The sequence below is a fragment of the Paraburkholderia caledonica NBRC 102488 genome, assembly GCF_000685095.1.
Taxonomy (GTDB): domain Bacteria; phylum Pseudomonadota; class Gammaproteobacteria; order Burkholderiales; family Burkholderiaceae; genus Paraburkholderia; species Paraburkholderia caledonica.
This window is the reverse complement of the sequence record NZ_BAYE01000019.1, coordinates 15,096-39,747: the sequence shown is the minus strand read 5'-3', so window position 1 is coordinate 39,747 and position 24,652 is coordinate 15,096. Positions and strand designations below refer to the sequence as shown.

Sequence of the window (24,652 nt, the reverse complement as noted above, 5' to 3'; positions counted from 1 at the left end):
GTGTTCTACAGGCGGCTAGTCGCCGGCTCTTCATGCAAACCTCTTTTCAACCCGCGGCCTTGCTGCGGCCACAACCGGCGGGCAGCGAGAGCGCCTCTCGCAATAAGCCAAACGCGCGCACCGGCGAAACTGACGGCGTTGCTGCACTGGCCCACGCTCCCGACAACGCCCCCGCCGTGCGTCTGCTCACTGACACGCTGCGGGAAGCGACACGCCGCAACGCATCGGATCTGCACATCGAACCGGCGGAAAGCGGCTGGCGGGTGCGCTTGCGCATCGACGGCGTGTTGCATGAAATAGCGACGCCGCCCGCCCATCTGCGGGACGCCTTCATCACGCGCGTGAAGGTTCTGGCGCGCATGGACATCGCCGAGCGGCGTGTTCCACAGGACGGCCGGCTTCGGCTGGCCACGTCGCCAGGACGGACCGAGGACTACCGCGTCAACTCGCTGCCCACACTGTTCGGGGAAAAGCTCGTATTGCGCAGGCTCGACGCGCTGCCAACCGATCTTTCGCTCGACTCGCTCGGGCTGGATGCACAGCAGCGCGATGCCGTCGGTTGTGCAATACGCGCGCCGCACGGCCTGGTGCTCGTCACGGGGCCGACAGGCAGCGGCAAGACGCTGTCGTTGTACTGCTTCCTGAATCTGCTCAACAGCGAGTCGCGCAATCTGTGTTCGGTCGAAGATCCGGCGGAAATCCAGCTGGCCGGCATCAATCAGGTCAGCGTGCGTGAAAAGGCCGGGCTCACTTTCGCCGTCGCGCTGCGCGCCTTTCTGCGCCAGGATCCGGACATCGTCATGGTTGGCGAGATACGCGACGAGGAAACCGCCGACGTCGCTGTTAAGGCCGCGCAAACCGGCCACCTGGTGCTGTCGACGTTACACACGAACGACGCGCCAGCCGCTGCCGCGCGTCTGCTCGACATTGGCGTGGCGCCGTACAACCTCGCGGCCGCGCTGCGCATGGTGACGGCGCAGCGACTGGTGCGCCGCCTGTGCACAGCCTGCAGGACGCCCGCGCCGCACTCCGCCGCGGCACTTCGTTCCGCGGGCTTCGCCGAAGAACAGATCGACGGTTGGCAGCCCTACACCGCGAAGGGTTGTGCGGCTTGCCACGGCATTGGCTATCGGGGCCGCGTCGGCGTGCATCAGGTCATGCCCATGTCCGATGCCATGCGTGATTTGATCGTCGCGCGAGCGGGAACGCACGAGCTCGCGCGGCAGGCGCGCAGCGAACACATCGGCACACTGCGCGACGCCGCGTTGGCTCGCGTGCGCGACGGCTCGCCGAAGCACTCGCCGCCACCGAGGTCGCGTGAGCAATACCGTTACACATCGCCCTGCGTCGACCGACACGCGCTTCCGATGGCACGGTGTCGATCCCGACGGAAACCATAGAACGGGCTTGCTCATTGCGCCGGATGCGGGCACCGCACGCGCTCTGCTCAAGCGCGACAACCTGTTCGTGGTCGATCTGAAAGCCCACGGACCTGCACCGCGCCCGAAAGCAAATACCGCAGACGTCACGCTGTTCACACGCCAGCTCGCAAGCCTGCTGCGTGCCGGCTTGCCGCTCGCTCCCGCACTGGACCTACTGGGGCAGGCGCAAAGTTCGCGCCGTCCGGGCATGCCGCGGATCGTCGGCGCATTGGCTCGCGACATCACGGCCGGCTTGCGATTTTCGGCTGCCTTGCAGCAGCATCCCTTGCAGTTCAACGCCCTGTATTGTCAACTCGTCGAAGTGGGCGAGGCCGCTGGCGCTCTGCCCGCGGTTCTAGCGCGTATCGCCGACGATCGCGAGCGCGCCGCCGCGCAACGGGCGAAAGTGCGCGGTGCGTTGACTTACCCTGTCGTAATCCTGCTGCTGGCTCTCGCAATCACCGCCGCTTTGCTCGTTTGGGTGGTACCGACTTTCAAACAGATCTTCGACGGTTTTGGAGCGCGTTTGCCCGCGCCCACGCAGTTTGTACTGGCCCTGTCGTCGGGTGCCGCGCAATGGAGTGTGCCCGCCATCGCGGTCGTCGTCGCGGCGTATTTCGCGGCGACGTTTCTTCTGCGGCGTTCCGAAACGGCGCGCATCCGCTTCGCGCGTTTATCGCTGAAAATACCGGTTGCCGGTTCACTGCTGGCCACGCTCTGCGCCGCACGGTGGAGCCGCGCGCTCGGCACTTTGCTGTCGGCCGGCACGCCGCTCGCCGACGCATTCGATTCGCTGACACACGCCACGGGCAACGCCTTCTTCGATCGCGCAACCGCGGACATCGCGGCGCGCCTGCGTCGCGGTGAACGGCTTGCAGCAGCCATGCGTTCGGCAAGCTGCTTCCCGCAAGATGTGGTGCAACCGGTCGCCGTTGCCGAGGAGTCCGGAGCACTCGACACCATGCTTCTCGACGTGGCGTCGCTGGCCGATCGTCAGGTAGACGAAAAGATCGGCACGCTGTCGAGTCTGTGCGAGCCGCTCGTCATCGTTGTGCTGGGGGCGCTGGTCGGCGGGCTTGTCATCGCGATGTATCTTCCCATTATTCAACTCGGCAACGTGGTGTAGCATCGCAGCCGAATCCACCGTTTCGTCCATGCAGGCAGCTCAATCACTCGTGCCAGAAACCTCCTCCACCGTGCTTTCGGGCTCGCTTTCGAACTTGCTGCCGGATCATTTCCCAGCGGGTCTCGATCAGGCATTCGGCAGCCTGCCGGCCGCCTTGCAGTTTGCTTTTGCGATCGTATTCGGTCTCGTCATCGGCAGCTTCCTGAACGTCGTCGTGCATAGGGTGCCGATCATGCTCGAACGCGCATGGCGCCTGGAAGTGAGCGAGGCGACTAGCCAACCTCTCGAAGAAGACGGCCTGCCGGCGCGCTACAACCTGTGGGTGCCACGCAGCGCCTGTCCTCACTGCGGGCATGTGCTGCACGCATGGGAGAACCTGCCGCTGCTCAGTTATGTGCTGCTGCGCGGGCGCTGTTCCTCATGCGGGGCGCGCGTGAGCCCGCGTTATCCGCTACTCGAACTCTCCACTGCAGCCCTCGCGGCCGGCGCTCTCGCACTGTTCGGTCCGACGCTCGCCGCGCTCGCCGCCTTCGGACTGTGCGCCGCCCTGCTCGCGATGAGCGCCATCGACATCGACACGCATCTGCTACCGGACTCGATGACGTTGCCCCTGCTTTGGGCAGGCATCATCGTCAACTTCTACGGCCTGTTCGCGAGTCTCCAGGACGCCGTGCTCGGCGCCATTTTCGGCTATCTCGTGCTGTGGGCCGTGCATTGGCTATTCCGGCTCGTGCGAGGTATCGACGGCATGGGTTACGGCGACTTCAAACTGCTCGCGGCGCTCGGCGCGTGGCTTGGCTGGGCTGCGCTCCCTCAGATCGTGCTGGTTGCCGCCGTGGCGGGCGCAGTCGTCGGTCTTGCGGCAACGTGGCGCGGCCGCATGCGCTTTGAAGAGCCGCTGCCCTTCGGGCCGTTTCTTGCGGCGGGCGGCGTTCTCACACTGTTTTTCGGCACACCGCTTTACCTGGCTCTCGGAGGCTGAAGCATGTTCGTTGTGGGACTCACAGGCGGCATCGGCAGCGGCAAATCGACTGTTGCCGACCTGTTCGCGGCGCATGGCGTGCCGCTCGTCGACACCGATCTGATCGCGCATCGCATCACCGCGCCGCACGGCATGGCGATGCCCCAGATCGCCGTCGAGTTCGGCAACGAGTTCATCGCTGCGGACGGCTCGCTCGACCGCGCACGCATGCGCACGCTTGTATTCAGCGACGACGCGGCGCGCAAACGGCTCGAAAACATCACGCATCCGCTGATTCGCGCAGAAACGGAACGCGAGCAACGCGAGGCCACCGGCCCTTATGTGATCGTTGTGGTTCCGCTACTGGTGGAGTCGGGCAGCTGGAAAACGCGCGTGAATCGCGTACTCGCCGTGGATTGCGGCGTCGAGACGCAAATCTCGCGCGTAATGAACCGCAATGGTTTCAGCCGCGAACAGGTGCTCGCGATCATCGCCCGCCAGGCTACGCGCGAAGCGCGGCTCGCCGCCGCAGACGACGTGATCGTCAACGACAATGCGCCGCTCGGTACGCTCGAAGCGCAGGTTGACGCGCAGCATCGCGCGTACCTGGCGCTGGCGCGCGCAGAGCGCCTGTGACCTATTGGCGCGAAACGTTGAACTTTGGCTTTGGCTGTATGCCGAAGCAGCGGAAAACCACGAAAACCGCGCCCGAAAATGTGCAGAAACCCGCAGGAAAAGCGCGTGATTGCTAGGGTAGTCCCACGGCATTAGAATGTCCTGCATTCCCGTCACCGACCACGCCCGAGGCGAGCCCGCTTGATCCTTTACGAGTACCCCTTCAACGAGCGAATCCGGACGCTATTGCGCCTCGAAGATCTGTTCGAGCGCTTCACGTTCTTTCTGACGCAAGAAGACGCCAGGGAACATCATGTCGCACTGACCACGCTGTTCGAAATCTCAGAGGTGGCGGGCCGCGCGGATCTCAAGTCCGATCTGATGAAGGAACTCGAACGGCAGCGGCAAACGCTCGCGCCGTTTCGCGGCAATCCGGGAATCGAGCAGGGCGCGCTCGAAGCAGTGCTTGGCGAAATCGAGCACACGTTGGCAGGACTTTCGCAGATGCAGGGCAAGACGGGCCAGCATCTTGCGGAGAACGAATGGCTCGCGAGCATCCGCAGCCGGGCGATCATTCCGGGTGGCACCTGCAAATTCGACCTGCCCTCTTATTACGCGTGGCAGCAACTGCATCCGGATCAGCGGCGTCAGGACATTGCCAAGTGGGTCACGCCGCTGCTGCCTTTGCGCGACGCGGCCACCATTGTGCTAAGGCTTGCACGGGAGTCGGGGCAGGCGTCGAAGGTTATGGCCATGGCAGGCAGCTATCAGCAAATGCTGTCGGGCCGCTCGTATCAGTTGATGCAGGTGCGCGTGGCGCCCGAACTGCGCGTGATTCCCGAGGCCAGCGCCAACAAATACATGCTCTGGGTGCGCTTCACGGTGCAGGACGGCGATCTGCGTCCACGTGCCGTCGATGTAGATGTGCCCTTCCAGCTCACGCTTTGCAGCCTGTAAGCAAGCCCTTCGCGAGCGCTGCACGGACTCAATAGAGCGGTCGGCTTGCTCGCCGCGCCTTTAAAGCGGCAACAAAAGCCCCTATATTCGTTACTTGTTCCATTTGTACTGACCGCCTGACCGTATGCCAACCGTCGTCAAATGCCCCACTTGCGGAAAGGACGTCCGCTGGACACCCGAAAACCGCTTCCGCCCGTTCTGCTCGGACCGCTGCAGACAGATCGATCTCGGCGCGTGGGCCGCTGAGAAGTACAAAATCGGCGGGACCGATCAGGAAGCGCCGTCAGACGAGGCGCCTGGCGGCGACTACAACCCGCATTGAGCGCGCGGGCCGCGTCGTCCGCTTGCACCGCCTGCCTGAACCTGTCAGCGTTTCTCCGACGCGAGCCATTCCAGTACGGGAATGGTCGCCGGCAGGAGCGGCGCAACCTCGGCCGGCAGCGCCTGCCACACGAACGCCTGGCCTTCGCGGCCGTGCGGCTCGCCCTTCCACTGCGTCACCTTGCAGAAAAAAAGCCGCACATAAGCATGCGGATAATCGTGTTCGAGCGTATGCCAAAGGTGGCAAGCTTCCACTTCGATGCCCAGCTCTTCGTGCAACTCGCGTGCGAGCGCCGCCTCGACCGATTCGCCCGTCTCCAGCTTACCGCCCGGGAATTCCCAGTAGCCCTCGTACGGTTTGCCCGCCGGACGCTGCGCGAGCAGATAGCGCCCGTCGGGCTGCACCAGCACGCCGACGGCAACTTCTGTCACCGGACGACCGGCCGAGTTCGTCTGCGCGTCGCTCATGCTTCAGATTTCCGGCCGGACCAGTCGCGCGCAAACTGCCACGCGACACGCCCCGAGCGCGAACCGCGCTCGAGTGCCCACACCAGCGCGTCGCCGCGTGCTGCTTCGACTTCGGCGCCATTGCAGCCGAAATGCCGCAGCCAGTGGCCGATGATCGACAGGTAGTCGTCCTGCTTGAACGGATAGAAGCTGACCCATAGCCCGAAACGTTCCGACAGTGAGATCTTTTCTTCGACCAGTTCGCCGGGATGAATCTCGCCGTCTGACGTGTGCTTGTAGGTCTCGTTGTCGCTCATGTACTCCGGCAGCAGATGGCGGCGGTTCGACGTCGCGTAAATGAGCACGTTGTCCGATTGCGCGGCAACCGAGCCGTCGAGCGCAACCTTCAGCGCCTTGTAGCCCGACTCGCCGTCTTCGAACGAGAGGTCGTCGCAGAAGACCACGAAGCGCTCCGGCCGCTTCGCAATCAGATCGACGATGTCGCCCAGATCGTGCAAATCGTCCTTGTCCACTTCGATCAGGCGCAAGCCGTCTTTCGCATACGCGTTCAGGCACGCCTTGATCAGCGACGACTTGCCGGTACCCCGCGCGCCCGTCAACAGCACGTTATTGGCCGGAAGCTTGTGGACGAATTGGCGCGTGTTCTGCTCGATCAGCGCTTTCTGACGATCGATGTTTTGGAGATCGTCGAGCGTGATGTCGGAGATGGCCGGCACCGGCTGCAGGTAGCCGCGCCCCTGGCGTTTGCGCCAGCGAAAAGCGACCGCCGCCGCCCAGTCGATCTCAGGCGCGGCGGGCGGAAGCATCGCTTCCAGGCGCACGAGCACGGCTTCGGCCCGTGTCAGAAACTGTTCGAGTTTGTCCATAACAATGAGTGAGCAGCCAGAGGCCGCATGATGAACCTGATTACGAGCGGTAGTCGGCGTTGATGCTCACGTAGTCGTGCGACAGATCGCAAGTCCAGATCGTGGCTTGCGCATTGCCGCGGCCGAGCACGACTCGAATGCCGATCTCGCTCTTTTTCATGACGCGCTGGCCGTCTTCTTCGCGGTACGCCGGATTGCGGCCGCCGGCAGTCGCGACCAGCACGTCGTCCAGATACAGATCGATCTTGCCGACGTCGAGATCGTCGATGCCGGCATAACCGATAGCCGCGAGAATGCGGCCGAGGTTCGGATCCGATGCATAAAAGGCTGTCTTCACGAGCGGCGAATGGCCGATCGCATACGCGATCTGCCGGCATTCGCCGACGCTCGAACCGCCTTCTACGTGCACCGTCATGAATTTGGTCGCGCCTTCGCCGTCGCGCACGATCAGCTGCGCGAGCGTCTGCGCGACTTCGGTCACCGCGTCGCGCAACGCCGCGTAAGCCGGCGAGTCGGTGGACGTGATCGCCGGCAGGCTCGATTTGCCCGACGCGATCAGGATGAACGAATCGTTCGTCGACGTATCGCCGTCGATCGTAATGCAGTTGAACGACCGGTCTGCAACGTGTTTGACCAGCGCGTCGAGCACCGGCTGCCCAAGCGCCGCGTCGAACGCGAGGAAGCCGAGCATGGTCGCCATGTTCGGCTTGATCATGCCGGCGCCCTTGCTGATGCCAGTCAGCGTGACCGTGTGGCCGTCGATCGTGACCTGGCGCGAGGTCGCCTTCGGCAACGTGTCGGTGGTCATGATCGCCTGCGCGGCGTCATACCAGTTGGCTTCCTTGCGGTTCGCGAGCGCGGCCGGCAAACCCGCCTTAAGACGATCGACCGGCAACGGTTCCAGAATCACGCCCGTCGAAAACGGCAGCACTTGCTCCGGCGCGATGTCCGCAAGGCGCGCGAGTTCCACGCAGGTTTCGCGCGCCGCGACGAGACCCGGCTCGCCGGTGCCCGCGTTCGCATTTCCGGTGTTGATCACCAGGGCCCGAATCGGCTTGCCGCCGGCGCGCACCCGCTCCAGATTCTCGCGGCACACCGTGACCGGCGCCGCGCAGAAGCGATTCTGCGTGAAGACGCCGCCTACCGTCGCGCCTTCATCGACGGAAATGACGAGCACGTCCTTGCGGTTCGGCTTGCGAATGTTCGCCTCCGCCCAACCGAGCGTGACGCCGGCGACGGGATGCAGTTGAGCGGGATCGATCGAGGGGAAATTGACAGCCATGGTCGCGACCTGTCGAAGAAAATGCCGGCGAGTGCCGGCATTGAGGGAAACGGAACTGGTAGCTCGGCCAGATGCCGGACCACCGCGAAATCAGCAACACAACACGGTGCAAGAACCACTGCGCCATGCGACGCGGCGCGCTCGTAAGCGCGCCGTCCAAGGCATTATGCGATCTTGCCGTGACACTGCTTGTACTTCTTGCCGCTGCCGCACGGGCACGGATCATTGCGGCCAACCTTCGGCACATTGTCCGCGCCGACAGGCGACGCCGTTTGCGGCGAGGAGCCGTGGCTCATCGCGTCGCCGATCATCGCGGCGGTTGCAGCCTCGGCTGCAGCAGGCGCCGCGGACGAAGCTTCGGCAAATTCGGCGTGACGGAACTCGACGTTCTCGAGGTGGCCGCCCTGCTCTTCCATCTGTTCAGCCGCCTGCTCCAACTGCTCGGGCGACTGGATCTGCACGTTCATCACCACGCGAGTGACTTCGAGCTTCACCGCGTCGAGCATGGCAGCGAACAGTTCGAACGCCTCGCGCTTGTATTCCTGCTTCGGGTTCTTCTGCGCATAGCCACGCAGATGGATGCCCTGACGCAAATGGTCGAGCGCGGCGAGATGTTCGCGCCAGCTGCGGTCGAGCGTTTGCAGCATGATCGAACGTTCGAACGCGCTAAACGACTCGCGGCCGACCAGTTCGACCTTGGCCTCGTATGCTTCGTCTGCGGCGGCTTGCACCGCTTCGAGAATTTCGTCGGACGTGATCGAGTTCGACTCGTTGATCATTTCCTGGATCGCGAGATCGAGCTGCCATTCGTTGCGCAGCACCTCTTCCAGTTCCGGCACGTCCCACTGTTCTTCAATGCTGCCCGCCGGCACGAACTGGTGAACGATCTCGGCGATCACGCCATGACGCATCGCGCCGATGGTTTCGGTAATGTCGTTCGCCTCGAGCAGTTCGTTACGCTGCTGGTAGATCACCTTGCGCTGATCGTTCGAGACGTCGTCGTATTCGAGCAGTTGCTTGCGGATGTCGAAGTTACGCGCCTCGACCTTGCGCTGCGCCGATTCGATGGAACGCGAGACGATGCCCGCTTCGATCGCCTCGCCTTCCGGCATCTTCAGGCGGTCCATGATCGCGCGCACACGGTCGCCCGCGAAGATGCGCAGCAGCGGATCTTCCAGCGACAGATAAAAGCGCGACGAACCCGGGTCGCCCTGACGGCCCGCACGGCCGCGCAACTGGTTGTCGATCCGCCGCGATTCGTGGCGCTCCGTGCCGATGATGTGCAGACCGCCCGCGGCCTTTACCTGATCGTGCAGCGCCTGCCATTCGTCATGCAGCTTCTGGATGCGGCGCTGCTTTTCGTCGTCGGGGACTGTCTCGTCGAGTTCAATAAACGACGCCTGTTTTTCCGCATTGCCGCCGAGCACGATGTCAGTGCCGCGACCAGCCATGTTCGTGGCGATCGTAATGCGCTTCGGACGGCCGGCTTCCGCGACGATCTCCGCTTCACGCGCGTGCTGCTTCGCGTTGAGCACTTCGTGCGGCAAACCGGCCTGCTTCAGCAGATGCGAGAGCAGTTCCGAATTTTCAATCGACGTGGTGCCGACCAGCACAGGCTGACCGCGCTCGTAGCAATCACGGATGTCGCGGATCACCGCGTCGTAACGTTCCTTGGCGGTTTTGTAGATCTGATCCTGCTTGTCGATCCGCTTGGGCGGACGGTTGGTCGGGATCACGACCGTTTCGAGACCGTAGATCTCGTTGAATTCATACGCTTCGGTGTCGGCCGTGCCGGTCATGCCGGACAGCTTGGCGTACATGCGGAAGTAGTTCTGGAAGGTGATCGAAGCGAGCGTCTGGTTCTCGCTCTGAATCTTCACGTGCTCCTTCGCCTCGACAGCCTGGTGCAAGCCGTCCGACCAGCGGCGGCCTGCCATCAGACGGCCGGTGAATTCGTCGACGATGATCACCTCGCCGTTCTGCACCACGTAGTGCTGGTCCTTGTAGAACAGCGTGTGTGCACGCAATGCGGCGTACACATGGTGCATCAGCGTGATGTTCTGCGGCGCGTACAGGCTCTCGCCTTCGCCGATCAGGCCCCACTCGGCGAGCAGGCGCTCCGCTTTCTCGTGACCCGATTCGGTCAGGAAAACCTGGCGGCCTTTTTCGTCGAGCGTGTAGTCGCCCGGCTTTTCCACGCCTGTGCCGTCAGCCTTTTCTTCGCCAATCTGACGCTCGAGCAGCGGCGGCAGTGCGTTCATGCGCACGTACAGTTCGGTGTGATCTTCTGCCTGACCGGAGATGATCAGCGGGGTACGCGCTTCGTCGATCAGGATCGAGTCCACTTCGTCAACCACGGCGAAGTTCAGCGCTCGCTGCACGCGGGCTTCCGGCTCGTACACCATGTTGTCGCGCAGGTAGTCGAAGCCGAACTCGTTGTTCGTACCGTACGTGATGTCGGCCGCGTATGCCTGCTGCTTCATCTCGTGGTCCATCTGCGACAGATTGATGCCGACGGACATACCGAGGAAGTTATAGAGGCGCGCCATCCACTCGGCGTCGCGCTGGGCCAGATAGTCGTTCACCGTGACGACGTGAACGCCGCGGCCTGACAGCGCGTTCAGATACACCGGCAGCGTGGCGACGAGCGTCTTGCCTTCGCCGGTGCGCATTTCGCCGATCTTGCCGTAGTGCAGAACCATGCCGCCGATCAGCTGCACGTCGAAGTGGCGCATTTTCAGCACCCGCTTGCTCGCCTCGCGGCAGACCGCAAACGCTTCCGGCAGCAGTTTATCCAGCGACTCGCCGCTCGCGACGCGTTGGCGGAACTCGTCCGTTTTCGCGCGCAGTTGATCGTCCGTCAATTGCTCGATCTGCGGTTCGAGCGCATTGATCGCCGCGACGGTCTTTTGATATTGCTTGACTAACCGCTGGTTGCGGCTGCCAAAAATCTTCTGTAGAAAACCGGTGGTCATCGGATCGGTGTCTGCGTCGCGGCTTCGGCTGGGTTGCGGCGTGCGGTTAAAGCACGCGCGCTCCGGGGTCGGAGTGGCCTCGGCGGCTTAGTCCAAGAGTGAATTCGAATCGGGCATTTTAGCACGCGCCCCCGCCTGCGCTGATGTCGCCAGCGCGACGCCGGCAAGGCAGCGGAGCCCGCCGCGCCGCGCTTCGACGCGTCCATACGGGCAGGTCTGCGTGCATCCCGCGCGGTACAATCGGGGCGTGTTCGCGCATTGGGTGCGAACGCGCCGCCACTGTCAAACATGAGCCGTTTCCCCTCGTTTTCAAGGCCTCCGCCAAAGCAGTTCAACGTGCGCCGGCCCCAGCCGGTAGCCGAAGTGCTCAATCGCACCGACGCGTTTGCCGCGCTGCGGGCGGGCGTCGAGCAGATTGCCGCGTTGGAGAAAGACCTGCGGGACCTGCTGCCCGACTACCTGGCGACGAGCGTGGAACCCAGTTTTATCAAGGAAGGCGTGCTGGCGCTTTTCGCCGCCCACAACGCGCTGGCGGCGCGGCTGCGGCATCTGGAGCCGCGGCTGCTGTCGGACCTGCAGCAGCGCGGCTGGCCGGTCAACGCGCTGCGCATCCGGGTGCGGCCGCAACCCGCGAAGGAGCCACCGCCGGTCAAGCAGGCGCGCATGACGCCTGTCGGCGCCGAGGCGCTACATGCACTTAGCGAATCGCTTGCGCCCTCGCCGCTGCAGGAAGCGCTGGGTAAAATGGCGGCGCGGCATCGGAGAAATCGCTGAATAAAAGAAAAAGCGGCTCGATTGAGCCGCTTATTTTTCGCGTGTTCGCTTCGGAGATTTCACCGAAGAGGTGAAGCTAATTCGTTACGCAAAAGCCGTCTGCGTCTCATAAGCGAAACCGCGCGGCGCCTTGCGGGTGTCGTCGAAAGTGACGATCTCGTACGAATCTTCATGCGCGAGCAGTTCCCGCAGAAGTGCGTTGTTCAAGCCGTGGCCCGACTTGTACGCGTTGTACGAAGCCAGCAAAGGATGGCCCACCACGTACAGGTCGCCGATCGCGTCCAACATCTTGTGTTTGACGAACTCGTCGTCGTAACGCAGACCGTCGTTGTTCAGAATGCGGTACTCGTCGAGAACGATCGCATTGTCCATGCTGCCGCCGCGTGCGAGCCCCAACTCACGCATCATTTCCACTTCATGCGCAAAACCGAACGTGCGTGCGCGAGCGATTTCGCGAACATACGACGTATTGGCGAAATCGACTTCCAGCGCCTGGCCGGTTTTATCGACAGCCGGGTGACGGAAATCGATCGTGAATTTGAGCTTGAAACCGAAATACGGATCGAGCCGTGCGAATTTATCGCCGTCACGAATTTCGACCGGTTTGGTGACCTTGATGAATTTCTTCGCCGCGTTCTGCTCTTCGATTCCCGCCGATTGGATCAGAAATACGAACGAGCCGGCGCTACCGTCCATGATCGGAATTTCTTCAGCGGTGACGTCGACATACAGGTTGTCGATGCCGAGTCCGGCGCAGGCCGACATCAAATGCTCGATGGTCGAAACGCGCGCGCCGTCTTTCTGCAACACGGAAGCGAGACGTGTGTCGCCAATCGCCATTGCCGACGCGGGAATGTCCACCGGCGTGGGCAAATCCACGCGCGAAAACACAATGCCCGTGTCCGGCGCTGCCGGGCGAAGCGTCAGGTCGACCTTACGGCCGGAGTGCAAGCCGATGCCGACCGTCTTGACGATTGATTTGATGGTGCGCTGCTTCAACATGGTGATCTTTTATTCGATTGAAAATCCCAATCGGGACTTTTTGTTCCATAGCACGAATTATACTCCATAACCCTAAGGAGCGTCTTCGCACGGAACGTATCAATCTGTTTCGCTGCGTTACCCACATTATTCATTGGGCGCCCGTGAGGGAAAGCGTGACGGGCCGACGTCCGGAACGGAGGCGTTTCCGGTCGTCGGCCCGCGTAACGGCCTGTCACAAAAGCGTCGCATTCACTGTTGCCGCGGTACAACGCGGTTTTCCGCGTGTCGCGTCAGTGTGATGACGCCGCCATAACTAGCTCAACGTAACGAGGATACTCCTTGCATCGCTCACTTCGAATTTGCCCGCAGCCTCGACGTTCAGCGTCTTGACCACGCCGTCGTCGACAACCATTGCGTAGCGCTGGGAACGGATCCCCATGCCGCGCGCCGACAAATCCTGCTCGAGACCAAGCGCTCGTGTGAAAGCCGCACTGCCATCCGCCATCATGCGCACCTTGCCCGAGGCGTGCAGATCGCGTCCCCACGCGCCCATCACGAACGCGTCGTTCACGGACACACACCAGATTTCATCGACGCCGAGCGCGTGCAACTGCTCGGCGTATTCGACATAACCCGGTACGTGTTTGGCAGAACAGGTCGGCGTGAACGCGCCAGGCAATCCGAAGATCACCACACGCTTGCCCGCCGTCTGCTCGCGCACGTCGAAGCTATTAGGCCCGATCGTGCAGCCCGCGCGCTCGTCTTCGACATACTCGAAGAGCGTTGCGTCGGGCAGCTTGTCACCAGCTTGAATCATGCTCAGTCCTTTGCATCGATGCGAAGCGTCTCTCGCACGTCATCGTGTCGCAGTGAATCGGCGACAGTTGCCCAAACCGCTTCGTTTTCCGAAGAGGGCACTTGTCCTTGCCGCGAATCCGACGATACGCGGCTTGTTTGCCGTTCACCCGCCACGCTCGTGCATTCGTCCGCCAACGCCCAGCAACAGGCGCGGCAGCGAAAGCCTGCCCGTGAGCTCAGTCCGCCTGCTTACGCAGGAATGCCGGAATGTCGTACGTGTCGACGCCCTTTTCCTGCAGCGCCTGCACGTGCGAAGCCGCGGTGTCGCGCGACGTACGCCACACAGCCGGCGTGTCCAGCGCGCCATAGTCGGCGGTGCTGGCGTGCGACGGCGTTGCGTAGGCCGCGTGCTGCGTGCTGATCGGCTGATTGTCGGTGCCGGTGCGCAGCAGCGTCATCGGTGCCGATTGCTGCTTCTTCGCCGCACGGCCGAGACCCGTTGCCACGACCGTCACGCGCAGCGCGTCGCCCATTGCATCGTCGTACACCGCGCCGAAAATCACGGTTGCGTCTTCTGCAGCATAGCTCTTGATGGTGTTCATCACTTCGCGCGTTTCAGACAGACGCAGCGAACGGCTCGACGTGATGTTCACCAGCACGCCACGCGCGCCCGACAGATCCACGCCTTCCAGCAGCGGGCTGGCAACAGCCTGCTCGGCAGCGAGACGCGCGCGATCGACGCCGGCAACCGTCGCCGTGCCCATCATCGCCTTGCCCTGCTCGCCCATCACCGTCTTCACGTCTTCGAAGTCGACGTTCACCAGACCGTCGACGTTGATGATTTCCGCGATGCCGGCAACTGCGTTGTTCAGAACGTCGTCTGCGCACTGGAAGCACTTGTCCATCTCGGCGTCATCGCCCATCACCTCGAACAGCTTGTCGTTCAGGACGACGATCAGCGAGTCGACGTGATCCTCCAGTTGCTGCGAACCGGCTTCTGCCACACGCATGCGCTTGCCGCCTTCGAATTCGAACGGCTTGCTGACCACGCCAACGGTCAAGATCCCCATTTCCTTCGCGATCTGCGCAACCACCGGCGCTGCGCCCGTGCCCGTGCCGCCGCCCATGCCGGCCGTGATGAAGACCATGTGCGCGCCGCGCAATGCGTCGGCGATGCGCTCACGTGCTTCCTGCGCTGCGGCGTGGCCCATCTCCGGCTTGGCGCCGGCGCCCAAACCCGTGTTGCCCAACTGGATCACCGCGGTGGCGCGCGAACGCGACAAAGCCTGTGCGTCCGTGTTCATCACGATGAAGTCGACGCCTTGCACGCCCTTGTTGATCATGTGCTGAACGGCATTGCCGCCAGCGCCACCTACTCCGACCACCTTGATGATGGTGCCGTTCGTTTCGGTTTCCAGCATCTGGAATTCCATGTTGCCTCCGTCAAGATAAAAAATTCAGCCACTCGGCCGTTATTCGGCAAGAGATCGGGCAACCTCCTGTCGCGCGCCGGCCGCCGGCACCAGCGCGTATTTCTGAAACTGTCGAAAACCCGTTGAAACCTGCTCGGTAAAACAAATTCGTTAAAAGTTGCCGAGGAACCAGTCCTTCATGCGCGTGAACACTTGCCCCATCGAACCCGACTGCACCGCGACCTTGCGGCCGCGCATGCGTTGCGAGCGTCCTTCGACGAGCAGGCCCATCGCCGTCGAATAGCGCGGGTTGCGCACCACGTCGGCAAGACCGCCCGCGTATTCCGGCACGCCGATGCGCACGGGCTTCAGGAAGATGTCCTCGCCCAGCTCGACCATGCCGAGCATCATCGACGCGCCGCCGGTCAGCACCACGCCGGAGCTCAGCAGTTCTTCGTAACCCGACTCGCGCACCACCTGCTGCACGAGCGAAAACAGTTCTTCGACACGCGGCTCGACGACCGCCGCCAGCGCCTGGCGCGACAGCGTGCGCGGGCCGCGCTCGCCGAGACCCGGCACTTCGATCATTTCGTCCGGATCGGCCAGCGCCTGTTTGGCGATGCCGTAGTCGACCTTGATGTCTTCCGCGTCCGGCGTCGGCGTGCGCAAGGCCATGGCGATGTCGCTCGTGATCTGGTCACCGGCGATCGGAATCACCGCCGTATGGCGGATCGCGCCTTCGCTGAAAATCGCAATATCCGTCGTGCCGCCGCCGATGTCGACCAGCACCACGCCCAGTTCCTTTTCGTCTTCCGTCAGCACCGCGAGCGACGACGCGAGCGGCTGCAAAATCAGATCGTTCACTTCGAGCCCGCAGCGGCGCACGCACTTCACGATGTTCTGCGCCGCGCTCACCGCGCCCGTGACGATATGCACCTTCACTTCGAGCCGGATGCCGCTCATGCCGATCGGCTCGCGCACATCTTCCTGACCGTCGATGATGAATTCCTGCGTGAGGATATGCAGCACCTGCTGGTCGGTCGGAATGTTGATCGCTTTCGCCGTTTCGATCACGCGCGCCACATCCGCCTGCGTGACTTCCTTTTCCTTGATCGCCACCATGCCGCTCGAATTGAAGCTGCGGATATGGCTGCCGGCAATGCCGGTGAATACGTTTGTGATCTTGCAGTCGGCCATCAGCTCGGCTTCTTCGAGCGCGCGCTGGATGGACTGCACGGTGGCTTCGATATTCACCACCACGCCTTTCTTGAGCCCCTTCGATTCGCTCTGGCCGAGGCCGATCACCTCGTAGTGACCTTCGCCCTTCAGCTCGGCGACGATGGCCACCACCTTCGACGTCCCGATGTCGAGGGCGACCAGCAGATCTTTATAGTCTTTACTCATAGCGTGCTCATTGCGTGTGATGTCCGTTTACTTCTTGCCCTTGTCGGGTTCGCTGATAAAGCGCATGCCAGCGGCACGAATCGCGAAACCGTTCGGATAGCGCAAGTCCGCATACTCGATATCCTTTCCCCAACGTTGCGTCACCGCGTTCCAGGCCGCGGTTAGGCGCTTGCTCCGATCGAGCAGCGTGTCCTGATTGCGCTCGCGCCCCAACTCCACCTGCATGCCGTTCGAAAGCTTGACGGTCCACGCGTAACGCGGCGACAACGTCACTTCTTCGGGCGTGGCGCCAAGCGGCGCGAACCACTTCTGAAAGTCGCGATAACGCGCCACCACTTCTTTCGCCGTACCGTCCGGGCCGTCGAACGCGGGCAGGTCCTGCTCCAGCTCGCCCTGGTTCGCGGTGAACAGATCGCCGTCGACGCTCACCAGTTGATCGCTGCCCCACGTGCCAAGCGGTTTGTACTCTTCGAGCGTGACAGCGAGCGCATTCGGCCAGACGCGCCGCACGCTCGCGTGACGCACCCACGGCATCTGCTCGAACGCCTGGCGCGCGACGTCGAGATCGACCGTGAAGAAATTGCCCTTCAGCCGTCCAACCACGCCTGCACGCACCGTCGGCGAATTGATATGCTCGGTATCGCCGTCGATCTGGATTTCGCGCAGCGCGAAATTCGGGCGCTGGATCAGCCAGTAACCGCCCGCCGCCAGCAGCACGAGCACCAGCAACGCATGCAATGCGTTGGCGGCGAAATTGAGCTGGCGAACGTTGTTCCACATGGTGTTGCTTTCGGGTTGCCCCGGTTAGTGCTTCGGTTAGTGCTGCCCGTTAATCCTTGAGCGTCAGCGCCAATACGCCGACAACCAGTTCCTGATAGCTGATGCCCACCGCGCGCGCCGCTTTCGGCGGCAGCGAGTGATCGGTCATGCCGGGCGCCGTGTTCACTTCGAGGAAATACGGATTGCCGTCGGCGTCGAGCATGAAATCCGCTCGCCCCCAGTCTGTGCAGCCGAGCACATCGAACGCGCGTCGCGCCAGCACTTTCAGGCGCGCTTCGTCGTCCGCCGCCAGACCGCACGGAATCAGATACTGCGTGTCGTTCGCGATGTACTTCGCGTGATAGTCGTAGAACTCGCCGGCCGGCACGATGTGGATCACCGGCAAATCCAGGTCGCCCGCGATGCACGCCGTGTATTCGCCGCCGCCTTCAATGCTCTTTTCGACCACCACGATCTTGTCGTACTTGACCGCTTCGACGAGCGCAGCCGGCAATGCGTCGGCGCTTTTCACCTTGATGACCGCAACGCTCGAGCCTTCGCTTGCCGGCTTCACGAAAAGCGGCAATCCGAGCTTTGCGACGATGTCTTTTGCGCGCGCTTCGTAGTCGTCACCGCGCAGTACGGCTTCGAACGGCGGTGTCGGAATACCGAGTTGCTGCCACACGAGCTTGGTGCGGAATTTATCGAGCCCGAGCGCCGAGCCAAGCACGCCGCTGCCCGTGTACTTGATGCCGTAAAAGTCGAGCGCGCCCTGAATCTGGCCGTTTTCGCCATAGCCGCCGTGCAGCGCATTGAACGCGCGCACAAAGCCTTCTTCCTTCAACGCGGCAAGCGGACGCTCGGCCGGATCGAACGGATGCGCGTCGACGCCGGCATCGCGCAGACCCTGCAGCACGAGGCGCCCGGAATTGAGCGACACCTCGCGCTCGGCGGAATTTCCACCGAGCAGCACGGCCACTTTGCCGAATTGTTTAGCGAGTTGATCTGACTGGATACTGCTCATCTCACACCTTCGTTTCGAGAGCGAGACGACCCGGCACACTGCCGATCGAACCCGCGCCCATCGTGATCACTACATCGCCGTCGCGCACGAGTGCTGCGAGCGCGTCCGGCACTTCGTCCACCGTATCGACAAAGACGGGCTCCACCTTCCCCGCCACGCGCAACGCACGCGCGAGCGCACGGCCGTCCGCCGCGACGATCGGCGCTTCGCCCGCCGAATAGACTTCGGTCAGCACGAGCGCGTCCACTGTGGACAGCACCTTTACGAAATCCTCGAAACAGTCGCGCGTGCGCGTGAAGCGGTGAGGCTGGAATGCGAGCACCAGACGCCGCCCGGGAAATGCACCGCGCGCCGCCGCAACCGTGGCCGCCATTTCGACCGGGTGATGACCGTAGTCGTCGACCAGCGTATACGCGCCCGACGTGTTGCCTTCCCCGACCACGGGCACTTCGCCGTAGCGCTGAAAACGCCGGCCCACGCCGTTGAAATCGGCCAGCGCGCGCTGGATGTCGGCATCTTTCACTTCGAGTTCGGTCGCGATGGCGATCGCGGCCAACGCGTTCTGCACGTTGTGCTCGCCCGGCAGGTTCAACACGATGTCGATTGGCGGCGCGTCTTCGCGCATTGCCGTGAAATGCATCTTGCCGTCGCGCGCCTGCACGTTAACCGCCCGCACCTGTGCATCTGGAGCGAAGCCGTAGCGGATGATCGGCTTCGACACGAACGGCAGAATCTCCTTCACGTTCGGATCGTCGACGCACAGCACTGCGATGCCGTAAAACGGCAAACGGTGCGTGAATTCGATGAACGCCTGCTTGAGCCGCGCGAAGTCGTGGCCGTAGGTGTCCATGTGATCAGCGTCGATGTTCGTAATGACTTCGATCACCGGAAACAGATTCAGGAACGACGCGTCCGACTCGTCCGCTTCCGCCACGATGAAGTCGCCGGTGCCGAGGCGCGCATTCGCGCCCGCGCTGATCAGCCTGCCGCCGATCACGAAGGTCGGATCGAGCCCGCCCGCGGCGAGCACGCTTGCCACCAGCGACGTGGTCGTGGTCTTGCCGTGCGTGCCGGCAATCGCAATGCCCTGTTTCAGGCGCATCAGTTCCGCGAGCATCACCGCGCGCGGCACGATCGGAATACGGCGATGACGCGCCGCCAGCACTTCGGGGTTGTCGCTGCGCACGGCGGTCGAGACGACCACAGCGTTAGCGCCTTCTATGTTCTCCGCGGCATGACCGATCGCAATGCGCGCGCCGAGCGCGGCGAGCCGATCGGTCACCGCATTGCTCGACAGATCCGAGCCGCTCACCTGATAGCCGAGGTTGACCAGCACCTCCGCGATGCCGCTCATGCCGACACCGCCGATGCCGACAAAGTGAATATGTTTGACGATGTGTTTCATTGCTTTCCTTCTGGGCTCGCGCCCGAAATCGAACCCGCCACAGTCGCGCAAATCTTCGCGACCTGTTCCGTGGCGTCGGGTTTCGCGAGCGAGCGCGAACGCTCTGCCATCTCCGCGAGACTTTCCCGCGTCTGGCTGCGCAACCAGTCGGCGAGTTTTTCCGCCGACAGATCGCGTTGCTGCACGACCAGCGCTGCGCCGTTATCGGCGAGAAACGCTGCATTAGTGGTCTGATGATCGTCCACCGCATACGGGAACGGCACGAACAACGCGGCCACACCTACTGCTGAAATCTCTGACACCGTCATCGCGCCCGAGCGGCAAATCACGAGATCGGCTTTCGCATAGGCGCTCGTCATGTCGTCGATGAACGGCACGAGTTGCACGTCCTCGCCCGTTTGCAAGCCAGCCGCCGCGTAGTTCTCGCGCAGCGCGTCGATATGCTTGGCACCAGCCTGATGCACGATGCGCGGCCGTTCGTTCGCACCAAGCAGCGCGACAGCACGCGGCACGACTTCGTTGAGCGCCGCCGCGCCGAGACTGCCACCGACCACCAGCACATTCAGCGGACCGTTGCGTTCTGCATAGCGTGCTTTGGGCGCAATCGCGCGCGCAAGTTCCGCGCGAATCGGATTACCAGTCCATTCGCCGCGCGGCAACGCATTCGGAAATGCAACCAGCACGCGCCTGGCAAGCTTCGCGAGGACCTTGTTCGCGAGGCCTGCGATCGAATTCTGTTCATGCAGCACGAGAGGACGGCCGCTCAATGCGGTCATCAACCCGGCCGGAAATGTGATGTAACCACCCATGCCGAGCACGACATCCGGCTTCACGCGACGCAGCACGCTTAGGCTCTGCGTGCATGCGCGCAGCAGATTCAGCGGCAACATCAGCTTGGTCTTCAGGCCCTTGCCGCGCAGTCCACCAAAGCGCACGTACTCCATTGGAATGCCATGCTTCGGCACGAGCGTGGCTTCCATGCCGGCCGGGTTGCCAAGCCATACGACCTTCCAGCCCCACGCCTGCATCAGATGCGCGACCGCGAGCCCGGGGAACACGTGTCCCCCGGTGCCGCCGGCCATCACCATCAGCGTGCGTTGCTGCGTGAGGGTCATACCTTCCCCCCACGCATCAGCACACGATTTTCATAGTCGACGCGCATCAACACCGCGACGGCGACGCAGTTCAGCAAGATGCCGGAGCCGCCATAGCTGACGAGCGGCAACGTCAGGCCTTTGGTCGGCAGCAAGCCGAGGTTCACGCCCATGTTGATAAACGTCTGCGCGCCGAACCAGATGCCGACGCCCTTCGCGACCAGACCCGCGAACGTGCGGTCGAGCGCGAGCGCCTGACGGCCGATCTCGAACGCGCGGCGAACGATCCAGTAGAACATCAGGATCACGACGAGCACGCCGACAAAGCCGAGTTCCTCGCCGATCACCGCGAGAATGAAGTCGGTATGCGCTTCGGGCAGATAGTTGAGCTTCTCGACGCTGCCGCCGAGACCCACGCCGAACCACTCGCCGCGGCCGAACGCGATCAGCGAGTGCGTCAGTTGATAAGCTTTGCCCTGCGCGTAACGGTCGTCCCACGGATCCAGGTAAGCAAAGATCCGCTCGCGCCGCCACGGCGATGCCCACACCAGCAAACTGAACGTGCCCACCGCGGTCGCGACGAGCCCACCGAACAGCTTGCCGTTCACGCCGCCGAGAAACAGCAGGCCCATCGCGATCGCCGCGATCACCATGAACGCGCCCATGTCCGGCTCGAGCAGCAGCAGCGCGCCGACGAAACCAACCGCCATCGCCATCGGCAGGAAGCCTTTGGCAAAGCTGTGCATGTATTCCTGCTTGCGTACCGTGTAGTTCGCCGCGTAGATCGTCACCGCGAGCTTCATGATTTCGGACGGCTGCATGTTCGTGATGCCGAGCGGAATCCAGCGGCGCGCGCCGTTCACGCCTTTGCCGACGTGCGGAATCAGCACGATCACCAGAGCGACGAGCGAAATCAGGAATAGCTTGGGCGCGTATTTGTCCCACGTCGAAATCGGAACTCGGAACGCCACGACGCCGACAACCGCGCCCATGACCACGAAAATGATCTGGCGCACGAGGAACGCGTAGTCGCGGTACGACGCGTACTTCGGCGAGTCGGGCATCGCGATCGACGCCGAGTACACCATCACCACGCCAAGCCCGAGCAGCGCGACGACCACCCACAGCAGCGAATGATCGTAGTCGAGCATGCGCGAGCGCAACGGCCGCACACCGTTGACGGCGCTCGCGAGACCGCTGCCGCCCGTGCGGCCGGCAGCGCGCGTGGCGCTTGTCGGGTCGCCATTGGCGGCGGCGCGTGAACCGAATCGTTCGGACCAGCTCATATCATCGTCCCCCGTTCGGCCGCGATTTCTTCTACCGTGCTGCGAAACACCGCCGCACGATGCGCATAACCCTTGAACATGTCGAAGCTCGCGCAAGCCGGTGACAACAGGATGGCGTCGCCCGGTTGTGCGAGCGCCGTCGCCGCACGCGTCGCTTCTTCGAGCGTGGCGTGGTCAGTCATCGCGATGCCGGTCTCTTCGAGCGCCGCGCGGATCTGCGGCGCGTCACGGCCAATCAGCATCACTGCGCGGCACCAGCGCATGACCGGCGCGGCAAGCGGCTCGAAGTCCTGGCCCTTGCCGTCGCCGCCAGCAATCAGCACGACGCGCTGCGCGAGACCATCGAGTGCGGCAACCGTCGCGCCCACGTTGGTGCCCTTGCTGTCGTCGACATAATCAATGCCGTCGATCGATGCAATCAGTTCCACGCGATGCGGCTCGCCGTGATACTCGCGCAAGCCATGCAAAAGACGCGCGCCGGGCAGGCCGATGGCGCGCGCGAGCGCATAGGCGGCAAGGGCGTTGGCCGCATTGTGCAGGCCGCGAATGCGCAAGGCGTCCGCCGGCATCAGGCGCTTCAGCGCAATGTTCGGCGGCGTAACTGCTTCGTTCTTGCGACGACGCTTCGGTGCGGGTTCGTCGCTCGCGTCGAGGTCGTGTGCTTCGACCAGCCAGATCATGCCGTTATCGCGCAGCAGACCGTAGTCGCCGTCGCTCTTCGGTTCGGTTACGCCGAAGGTCACGACTGCGATGTCGCTAACCTCGGAAGGCGCAAGCGCCATCACGCGCGCGTCGTCGCGATTGAGCACGCGCACTGTTTGTGTACCGAAGATCCGGCCCTTCGCGGCGGCGTATGCGTCGAGACCGCCATGCCAGTCGAGATGATCCTGCGTGATGTTGAGAATCGCCGCGGCGTCCGGCTCGAACGTATGCGCTGTTTCAAGCTGGAAGCTCGACAGTTCGAGCACCCACACGTCGGGCAGCGCGGTGTTGTCGATCGCTTCGCTCAGTTTGTCGAGCAGCGCGGGGCTAATGTTGCCCGCCACCGCGACCTTCTTGCCCGCACGTTCGCAAAGCAGGCCCGTCAGGCTGGTAGTCGTGGTCTTGCCGTTGGTGCCGGTAATCGCGATGACTTTCGGCGCGTAGCCGCTCTCGCCGAGCGTTTTCAGCGCTTGGGAGAACAGTTCGAGCTCGCCCCACACGGGGATGCCCTGCTCGCGGGCCGCGGTGATCAGCGGCAGCAGGTCGGCGGCGAGCGGCGACAAACCCGGGCTGATCGCAACGAGCTCCACGCCTTCGAGCAACACAGGCGAAAACGGGCCGCCGACAAACGCAGCGTCGACGCCATGCGCTTCCAGTGCGGACAGATTCGGCGGTACTTCGCGCGTATCGGCCACACGCAGCCGACAGCCGTGCCGCGCGCACCAGCGCGCCATCGCGAGACCGGATTCACCCAGTCCCAGCACGAGCACCATCGGCTTTTGCCGATCCCGAAACTTCTCGCCGAACATCGCCTGCTTCCCCTAATACCTGCTTAACGCAACTTGAGCGTGGACAATCCGAACAGACACAACATCAACGTGATGATCCAGAAGCGCACGACAACTTGCGTCTCCTTCCAACCCGACAATTCGAAGTGGTGATGCAGCGGCGCCATCTTGAAGAGACGCCGGCCTTCGCCGAAACGCCGCTTGGTGAATTTGAACCACACCACCTGCAACATCACGGAAAGCGTTTCCGCGACGAAAATGCCGCCCATGATGAAAAGCACGATTTCCTGGCGCACGATGACCGCGACCGTGCCGAGCGCCCCGCCGAGCGCGAGCGCGCCGACATCGCCCATGAACATCTGCGCCGGATGCGTGTTGAACCAGAGAAACGCGAGCCCCGCGCCGCCCATTGCCGAGCAGAAAATCAGTAATTCGCCCGCGCCGGCGATATGCGGAAACAACAGGTATTTCGAGTAGACCGAGCTGCCCATCACGTAAGCGAACACGCCGAGCGATGCGCCGACCAGTACGACCGGCATGATCACGAGCCCGTCGAGGCCATCAGTGAGGTTGACCGCATTGCTCGCGCCGACGATGACCAGATACGTCAGTACGATGAAGCCCCACACGCCAAGCGGATAGCTGATCGACTTGACGAACGGCAACATCAGGTCGGCACGGGCGGGCAAGCCCATCGACAAGCCGCTGCGCACCCACGCCATGAACAGGTCGAACACACGCACGTTGCTCGCCTCCGACACGCTGAACGCGAGGTACACCGCGGCGAACAGACCGATCACCGACTGCCAGAAATACTTTTCGCGCGACGACATGCCGCGCGGGTCCTTGTAGACGACCTTGCGGTAATCGTCGACCCAACCGATCACGCCGAAGCCGAACGTAACCAGAATCACGATCCAGATGAAGCGATTGGTCAGGTCCGCCCACAACAGCGTGGCCACGGCGATGCCGAGCAGAATCAGCACACCGCCCATGGTCGGCGTGCCGGATTTCACGAGGTGCGTTTGCGGACCGTCTTTACGAACAGCCTGACCGACCTTCATGGCGGTCAGCTTGCGAATCACCGCCGGGCCGCAGACGAGCCCGATCAGCAGCGCGGTGATGGTCGCCATCACCGCGCGGAAAGTGAGATAACTGAACACGCGCAAGAAGCTTGCGTCATTCTGCAGCCATTGCGCCAGCGCCAGTAGCATGCTTCGGTCCTTCTAT

The 24,652-nt window shown here is 62.9% G+C and carries 21 protein-coding genes and 1 pseudogene; 7 read left to right on the top strand and 15 right to left on the bottom strand.

The window, feature by feature from the left end; genetic code table 11:
• Positions 1–32: 32 nt before the first annotated feature.
• From BCA01S_RS35360 to yacG, 6 genes and pseudogenes are all read left to right on the top strand, one after another.
• Positions 33–1,321, top strand: a pseudogene (locus BCA01S_RS35360) (GspE/PulE family protein).
• A complete protein-coding gene (locus tag BCA01S_RS27405) occupies positions 1,318–2,547 on the top strand; it encodes a type II secretion system F family protein (protein ID WP_027779642.1) in 1,230 nt (409 codons plus the stop codon). The pseudogene BCA01S_RS35360 and the gene BCA01S_RS27405 overlap by 4 nt, the downstream one beginning before the upstream one ends.
• Positions 2,548–2,575: 28 nt before the next feature.
• Entirely contained in the window at positions 2,576–3,529 is a 954-nt protein-coding gene (locus tag BCA01S_RS27400; RefSeq protein ID WP_027779641.1) for a prepilin peptidase, read from the top strand.
• 3 nt (positions 3,530–3,532) lie between these two features.
• Positions 3,533–4,144: a dephospho-CoA kinase gene (coaE, locus tag BCA01S_RS27395; protein ID WP_027779640.1), complete on the top strand. Its 612-nt coding sequence runs from the start codon at positions 3,533–3,535 to the stop codon at positions 4,142–4,144.
• 180 nt (positions 4,145–4,324) lie between these two features.
• Positions 4,325–5,080 (top strand): cell division protein ZapD, encoded by a 756-nt coding sequence (gene zapD / locus BCA01S_RS27390; RefSeq protein WP_027779639.1) that lies wholly within the window; start codon positions 4,325–4,327, stop codon positions 5,078–5,080.
• Positions 5,081–5,204: 124 nt separating this feature from the next.
• Positions 5,205–5,402 carry a DNA gyrase inhibitor YacG gene (gene yacG, locus BCA01S_RS37390; protein ID WP_027779638.1) on the top strand — a complete coding sequence of 66 codons (198 nt, stop codon included), beginning with the start codon at positions 5,205–5,207 and terminating at the stop codon, positions 5,400–5,402.
• Positions 5,403–5,446: 44 nt separating this feature from the next.
• Here the strand turns inward: yacG and BCA01S_RS27380 are convergent, their stop codons facing one another.
• The 4 genes from BCA01S_RS27380 to secA form a co-directional block, all read right to left on the bottom strand.
• Positions 5,447–5,869: an NUDIX domain-containing protein gene (locus BCA01S_RS27380; RefSeq protein ID WP_020071232.1), complete on the bottom strand. Its 423-nt coding sequence runs from the start codon at positions 5,867–5,869 to the stop codon at positions 5,447–5,449.
• A complete protein-coding gene (locus BCA01S_RS27375; RefSeq protein ID WP_027779637.1) occupies positions 5,866–6,735 on the bottom strand; it encodes an ATP-binding protein in 870 nt (289 codons plus the stop codon). Before BCA01S_RS27375 ends, BCA01S_RS27380 begins: the two co-directional genes overlap by 4 nt.
• Positions 6,736–6,775: 40 nt before the next feature.
• The gene (argJ, locus tag BCA01S_RS27370; RefSeq protein ID WP_027779636.1) at positions 6,776–8,017 is read right to left on the bottom strand and encodes a bifunctional glutamate N-acetyltransferase/amino-acid acetyltransferase ArgJ; all 1,242 of its coding nucleotides are present in this window, start codon (positions 8,015–8,017) and stop codon (positions 6,776–6,778) included.
• Positions 8,018–8,181: 164 nt separating this feature from the next.
• Positions 8,182–10,992, bottom strand: coding sequence for a preprotein translocase subunit SecA (gene secA / locus BCA01S_RS27365; RefSeq protein ID WP_027779635.1), 2,811 nt, complete (start codon positions 10,990–10,992; stop codon positions 8,182–8,184).
• A gap of 288 nt (positions 10,993–11,280) precedes the next feature.
• On the opposite strand from secA, the gene BCA01S_RS27360 reads away from it, so the two are divergent.
• The gene (locus BCA01S_RS27360; RefSeq protein ID WP_027779634.1) at positions 11,281–11,766 is read left to right on the top strand and encodes a DciA family protein; all 486 of its coding nucleotides are present in this window, start codon (positions 11,281–11,283) and stop codon (positions 11,764–11,766) included.
• Between the two features lie 84 nt (positions 11,767–11,850).
• Here the strand turns inward: BCA01S_RS27360 and lpxC are convergent, their stop codons facing one another.
• The 11 genes from lpxC to mraY form a co-directional block, all read right to left on the bottom strand.
• The gene (gene lpxC, locus BCA01S_RS27355) at positions 11,851–12,768 is read right to left on the bottom strand and encodes a UDP-3-O-acyl-N-acetylglucosamine deacetylase (RefSeq protein ID WP_020071227.1); all 918 of its coding nucleotides are present in this window, start codon (positions 12,766–12,768) and stop codon (positions 11,851–11,853) included.
• Between the two features lie 295 nt (positions 12,769–13,063).
• Entirely contained in the window at positions 13,064–13,567 is a 504-nt protein-coding gene (locus tag BCA01S_RS27350; protein ID WP_027779633.1) for a peroxiredoxin, read from the bottom strand.
• A gap of 217 nt (positions 13,568–13,784) precedes the next feature.
• Positions 13,785–14,981, bottom strand: coding sequence for a cell division protein FtsZ (gene ftsZ, locus BCA01S_RS27345; protein ID WP_020071225.1), 1,197 nt, complete (start codon positions 14,979–14,981; stop codon positions 13,785–13,787).
• 150 nt (positions 14,982–15,131) lie between these two features.
• Positions 15,132–16,364: a cell division protein FtsA gene (ftsA, locus tag BCA01S_RS27340; RefSeq protein WP_012434417.1), complete on the bottom strand. Its 1,233-nt coding sequence runs from the start codon at positions 16,362–16,364 to the stop codon at positions 15,132–15,134.
• Between the two features lie 27 nt (positions 16,365–16,391).
• A complete protein-coding gene (locus BCA01S_RS27335; RefSeq protein ID WP_027779632.1) occupies positions 16,392–17,144 on the bottom strand; it encodes a cell division protein FtsQ/DivIB in 753 nt (250 codons plus the stop codon).
• A 49-nt stretch (positions 17,145–17,193) separates the two neighbouring features.
• Positions 17,194–18,147, bottom strand: a complete 954-nt coding sequence (locus BCA01S_RS27330; protein WP_020071223.1) for a D-alanine--D-alanine ligase — start codon at positions 18,145–18,147, stop codon at positions 17,194–17,196.
• A 1-nt stretch (position 18,148) separates the two neighbouring features.
• On the bottom strand, positions 18,149–19,552 hold the full coding sequence (gene murC / locus BCA01S_RS27325) for a UDP-N-acetylmuramate--L-alanine ligase (protein ID WP_020071222.1): 1,404 nt from the start codon (positions 19,550–19,552) through the stop codon (positions 18,149–18,151).
• A complete protein-coding gene (gene murG, locus BCA01S_RS27320; RefSeq protein ID WP_027779631.1) occupies positions 19,549–20,667 on the bottom strand; it encodes an undecaprenyldiphospho-muramoylpentapeptide beta-N-acetylglucosaminyltransferase in 1,119 nt (372 codons plus the stop codon). The genes murC and murG overlap by 4 nt, the downstream gene beginning before the upstream one ends.
• Positions 20,664–21,932: a putative lipid II flippase FtsW gene (gene ftsW / locus BCA01S_RS27315; RefSeq protein ID WP_027779630.1), complete on the bottom strand. Its 1,269-nt coding sequence runs from the start codon at positions 21,930–21,932 to the stop codon at positions 20,664–20,666. The genes murG and ftsW overlap by 4 nt, the downstream gene beginning before the upstream one ends.
• Positions 21,929–23,443, bottom strand: a complete 1,515-nt coding sequence (gene murD, locus BCA01S_RS27310) for a UDP-N-acetylmuramoyl-L-alanine--D-glutamate ligase (RefSeq protein WP_027779629.1) — start codon at positions 23,441–23,443, stop codon at positions 21,929–21,931. The genes ftsW and murD overlap by 4 nt, the downstream gene beginning before the upstream one ends.
• Before the next feature lie 23 nt (positions 23,444–23,466).
• A complete protein-coding gene (mraY, locus tag BCA01S_RS27305; RefSeq protein WP_027779628.1) occupies positions 23,467–24,636 on the bottom strand; it encodes a phospho-N-acetylmuramoyl-pentapeptide-transferase in 1,170 nt (389 codons plus the stop codon).
• Positions 24,637–24,652: the final 16 nt, after the last annotated feature.

Excerpts from the sequence above, each read along its gene's own strand:
- BCA01S_RS27330 (WP_020071223.1), bottom strand. The coding sequence starts at position 18,147 with ATGAGCAGTATCCAGTCAGATCAACTCGCTAAACAATTCGGCAAAGTG.
- BCA01S_RS27360 (WP_027779634.1), top strand. The coding sequence starts at position 11,281 with ATGAGCCGTTTCCCCTCGTTTTCAAGGCCTCCGCCAAAGCAGTTCAAC.
- argJ (WP_027779636.1), bottom strand. The coding sequence starts at position 8,017 with ATGGCTGTCAATTTCCCCTCGATCGATCCCGCTCAACTGCATCCCGTC.
- lpxC (WP_020071227.1), bottom strand. The coding sequence starts at position 12,768 with ATGTTGAAGCAGCGCACCATCAAATCAATCGTCAAGACGGTCGGCATC.
- BCA01S_RS27400 (WP_027779641.1), top strand. The coding sequence starts at position 2,576 with ATGCAGGCAGCTCAATCACTCGTGCCAGAAACCTCCTCCACCGTGCTT.
- murG (WP_027779631.1), bottom strand. The coding sequence starts at position 20,667 with ATGACCCTCACGCAGCAACGCACGCTGATGGTGATGGCCGGCGGCACC.
- ftsZ (WP_020071225.1), bottom strand. The coding sequence starts at position 14,981 with ATGGAATTCCAGATGCTGGAAACCGAAACGAACGGCACCATCATCAAG.
- BCA01S_RS27335 (WP_027779632.1), bottom strand. The coding sequence starts at position 17,144 with ATGTGGAACAACGTTCGCCAGCTCAATTTCGCCGCCAACGCATTGCAT.
- BCA01S_RS27375 (WP_027779637.1), bottom strand. The coding sequence starts at position 6,735 with ATGGACAAACTCGAACAGTTTCTGACACGGGCCGAAGCCGTGCTCGTG.
- BCA01S_RS27350 (WP_027779633.1), bottom strand. The coding sequence starts at position 13,567 with ATGATTCAAGCTGGTGACAAGCTGCCCGACGCAACGCTCTTCGAGTAT.
- secA (WP_027779635.1), bottom strand. The coding sequence starts at position 10,992 with ATGACCACCGGTTTTCTACAGAAGATTTTTGGCAGCCGCAACCAGCGG.
- yacG (WP_027779638.1), top strand. The coding sequence starts at position 5,205 with ATGCCAACCGTCGTCAAATGCCCCACTTGCGGAAAGGACGTCCGCTGG.
- murC (WP_020071222.1), bottom strand. The coding sequence starts at position 19,552 with ATGAAACACATCGTCAAACATATTCACTTTGTCGGCATCGGCGGTGTC.
- mraY (WP_027779628.1), bottom strand. The coding sequence starts at position 24,636 with ATGCTACTGGCGCTGGCGCAATGGCTGCAGAATGACGCAAGCTTCTTG.
- murD (WP_027779629.1), bottom strand. The coding sequence starts at position 23,443 with ATGTTCGGCGAGAAGTTTCGGGATCGGCAAAAGCCGATGGTGCTCGTG.
- coaE (WP_027779640.1), top strand. The coding sequence starts at position 3,533 with ATGTTCGTTGTGGGACTCACAGGCGGCATCGGCAGCGGCAAATCGACT.
- ftsW (WP_027779630.1), bottom strand. The coding sequence starts at position 21,932 with ATGAGCTGGTCCGAACGATTCGGTTCACGCGCCGCCGCCAATGGCGAC.
- ftsA (WP_012434417.1), bottom strand. The coding sequence starts at position 16,364 with ATGAGTAAAGACTATAAAGATCTGCTGGTCGCCCTCGACATCGGGACG.
- BCA01S_RS27380 (WP_020071232.1), bottom strand. The coding sequence starts at position 5,869 with ATGAGCGACGCGCAGACGAACTCGGCCGGTCGTCCGGTGACAGAAGTT.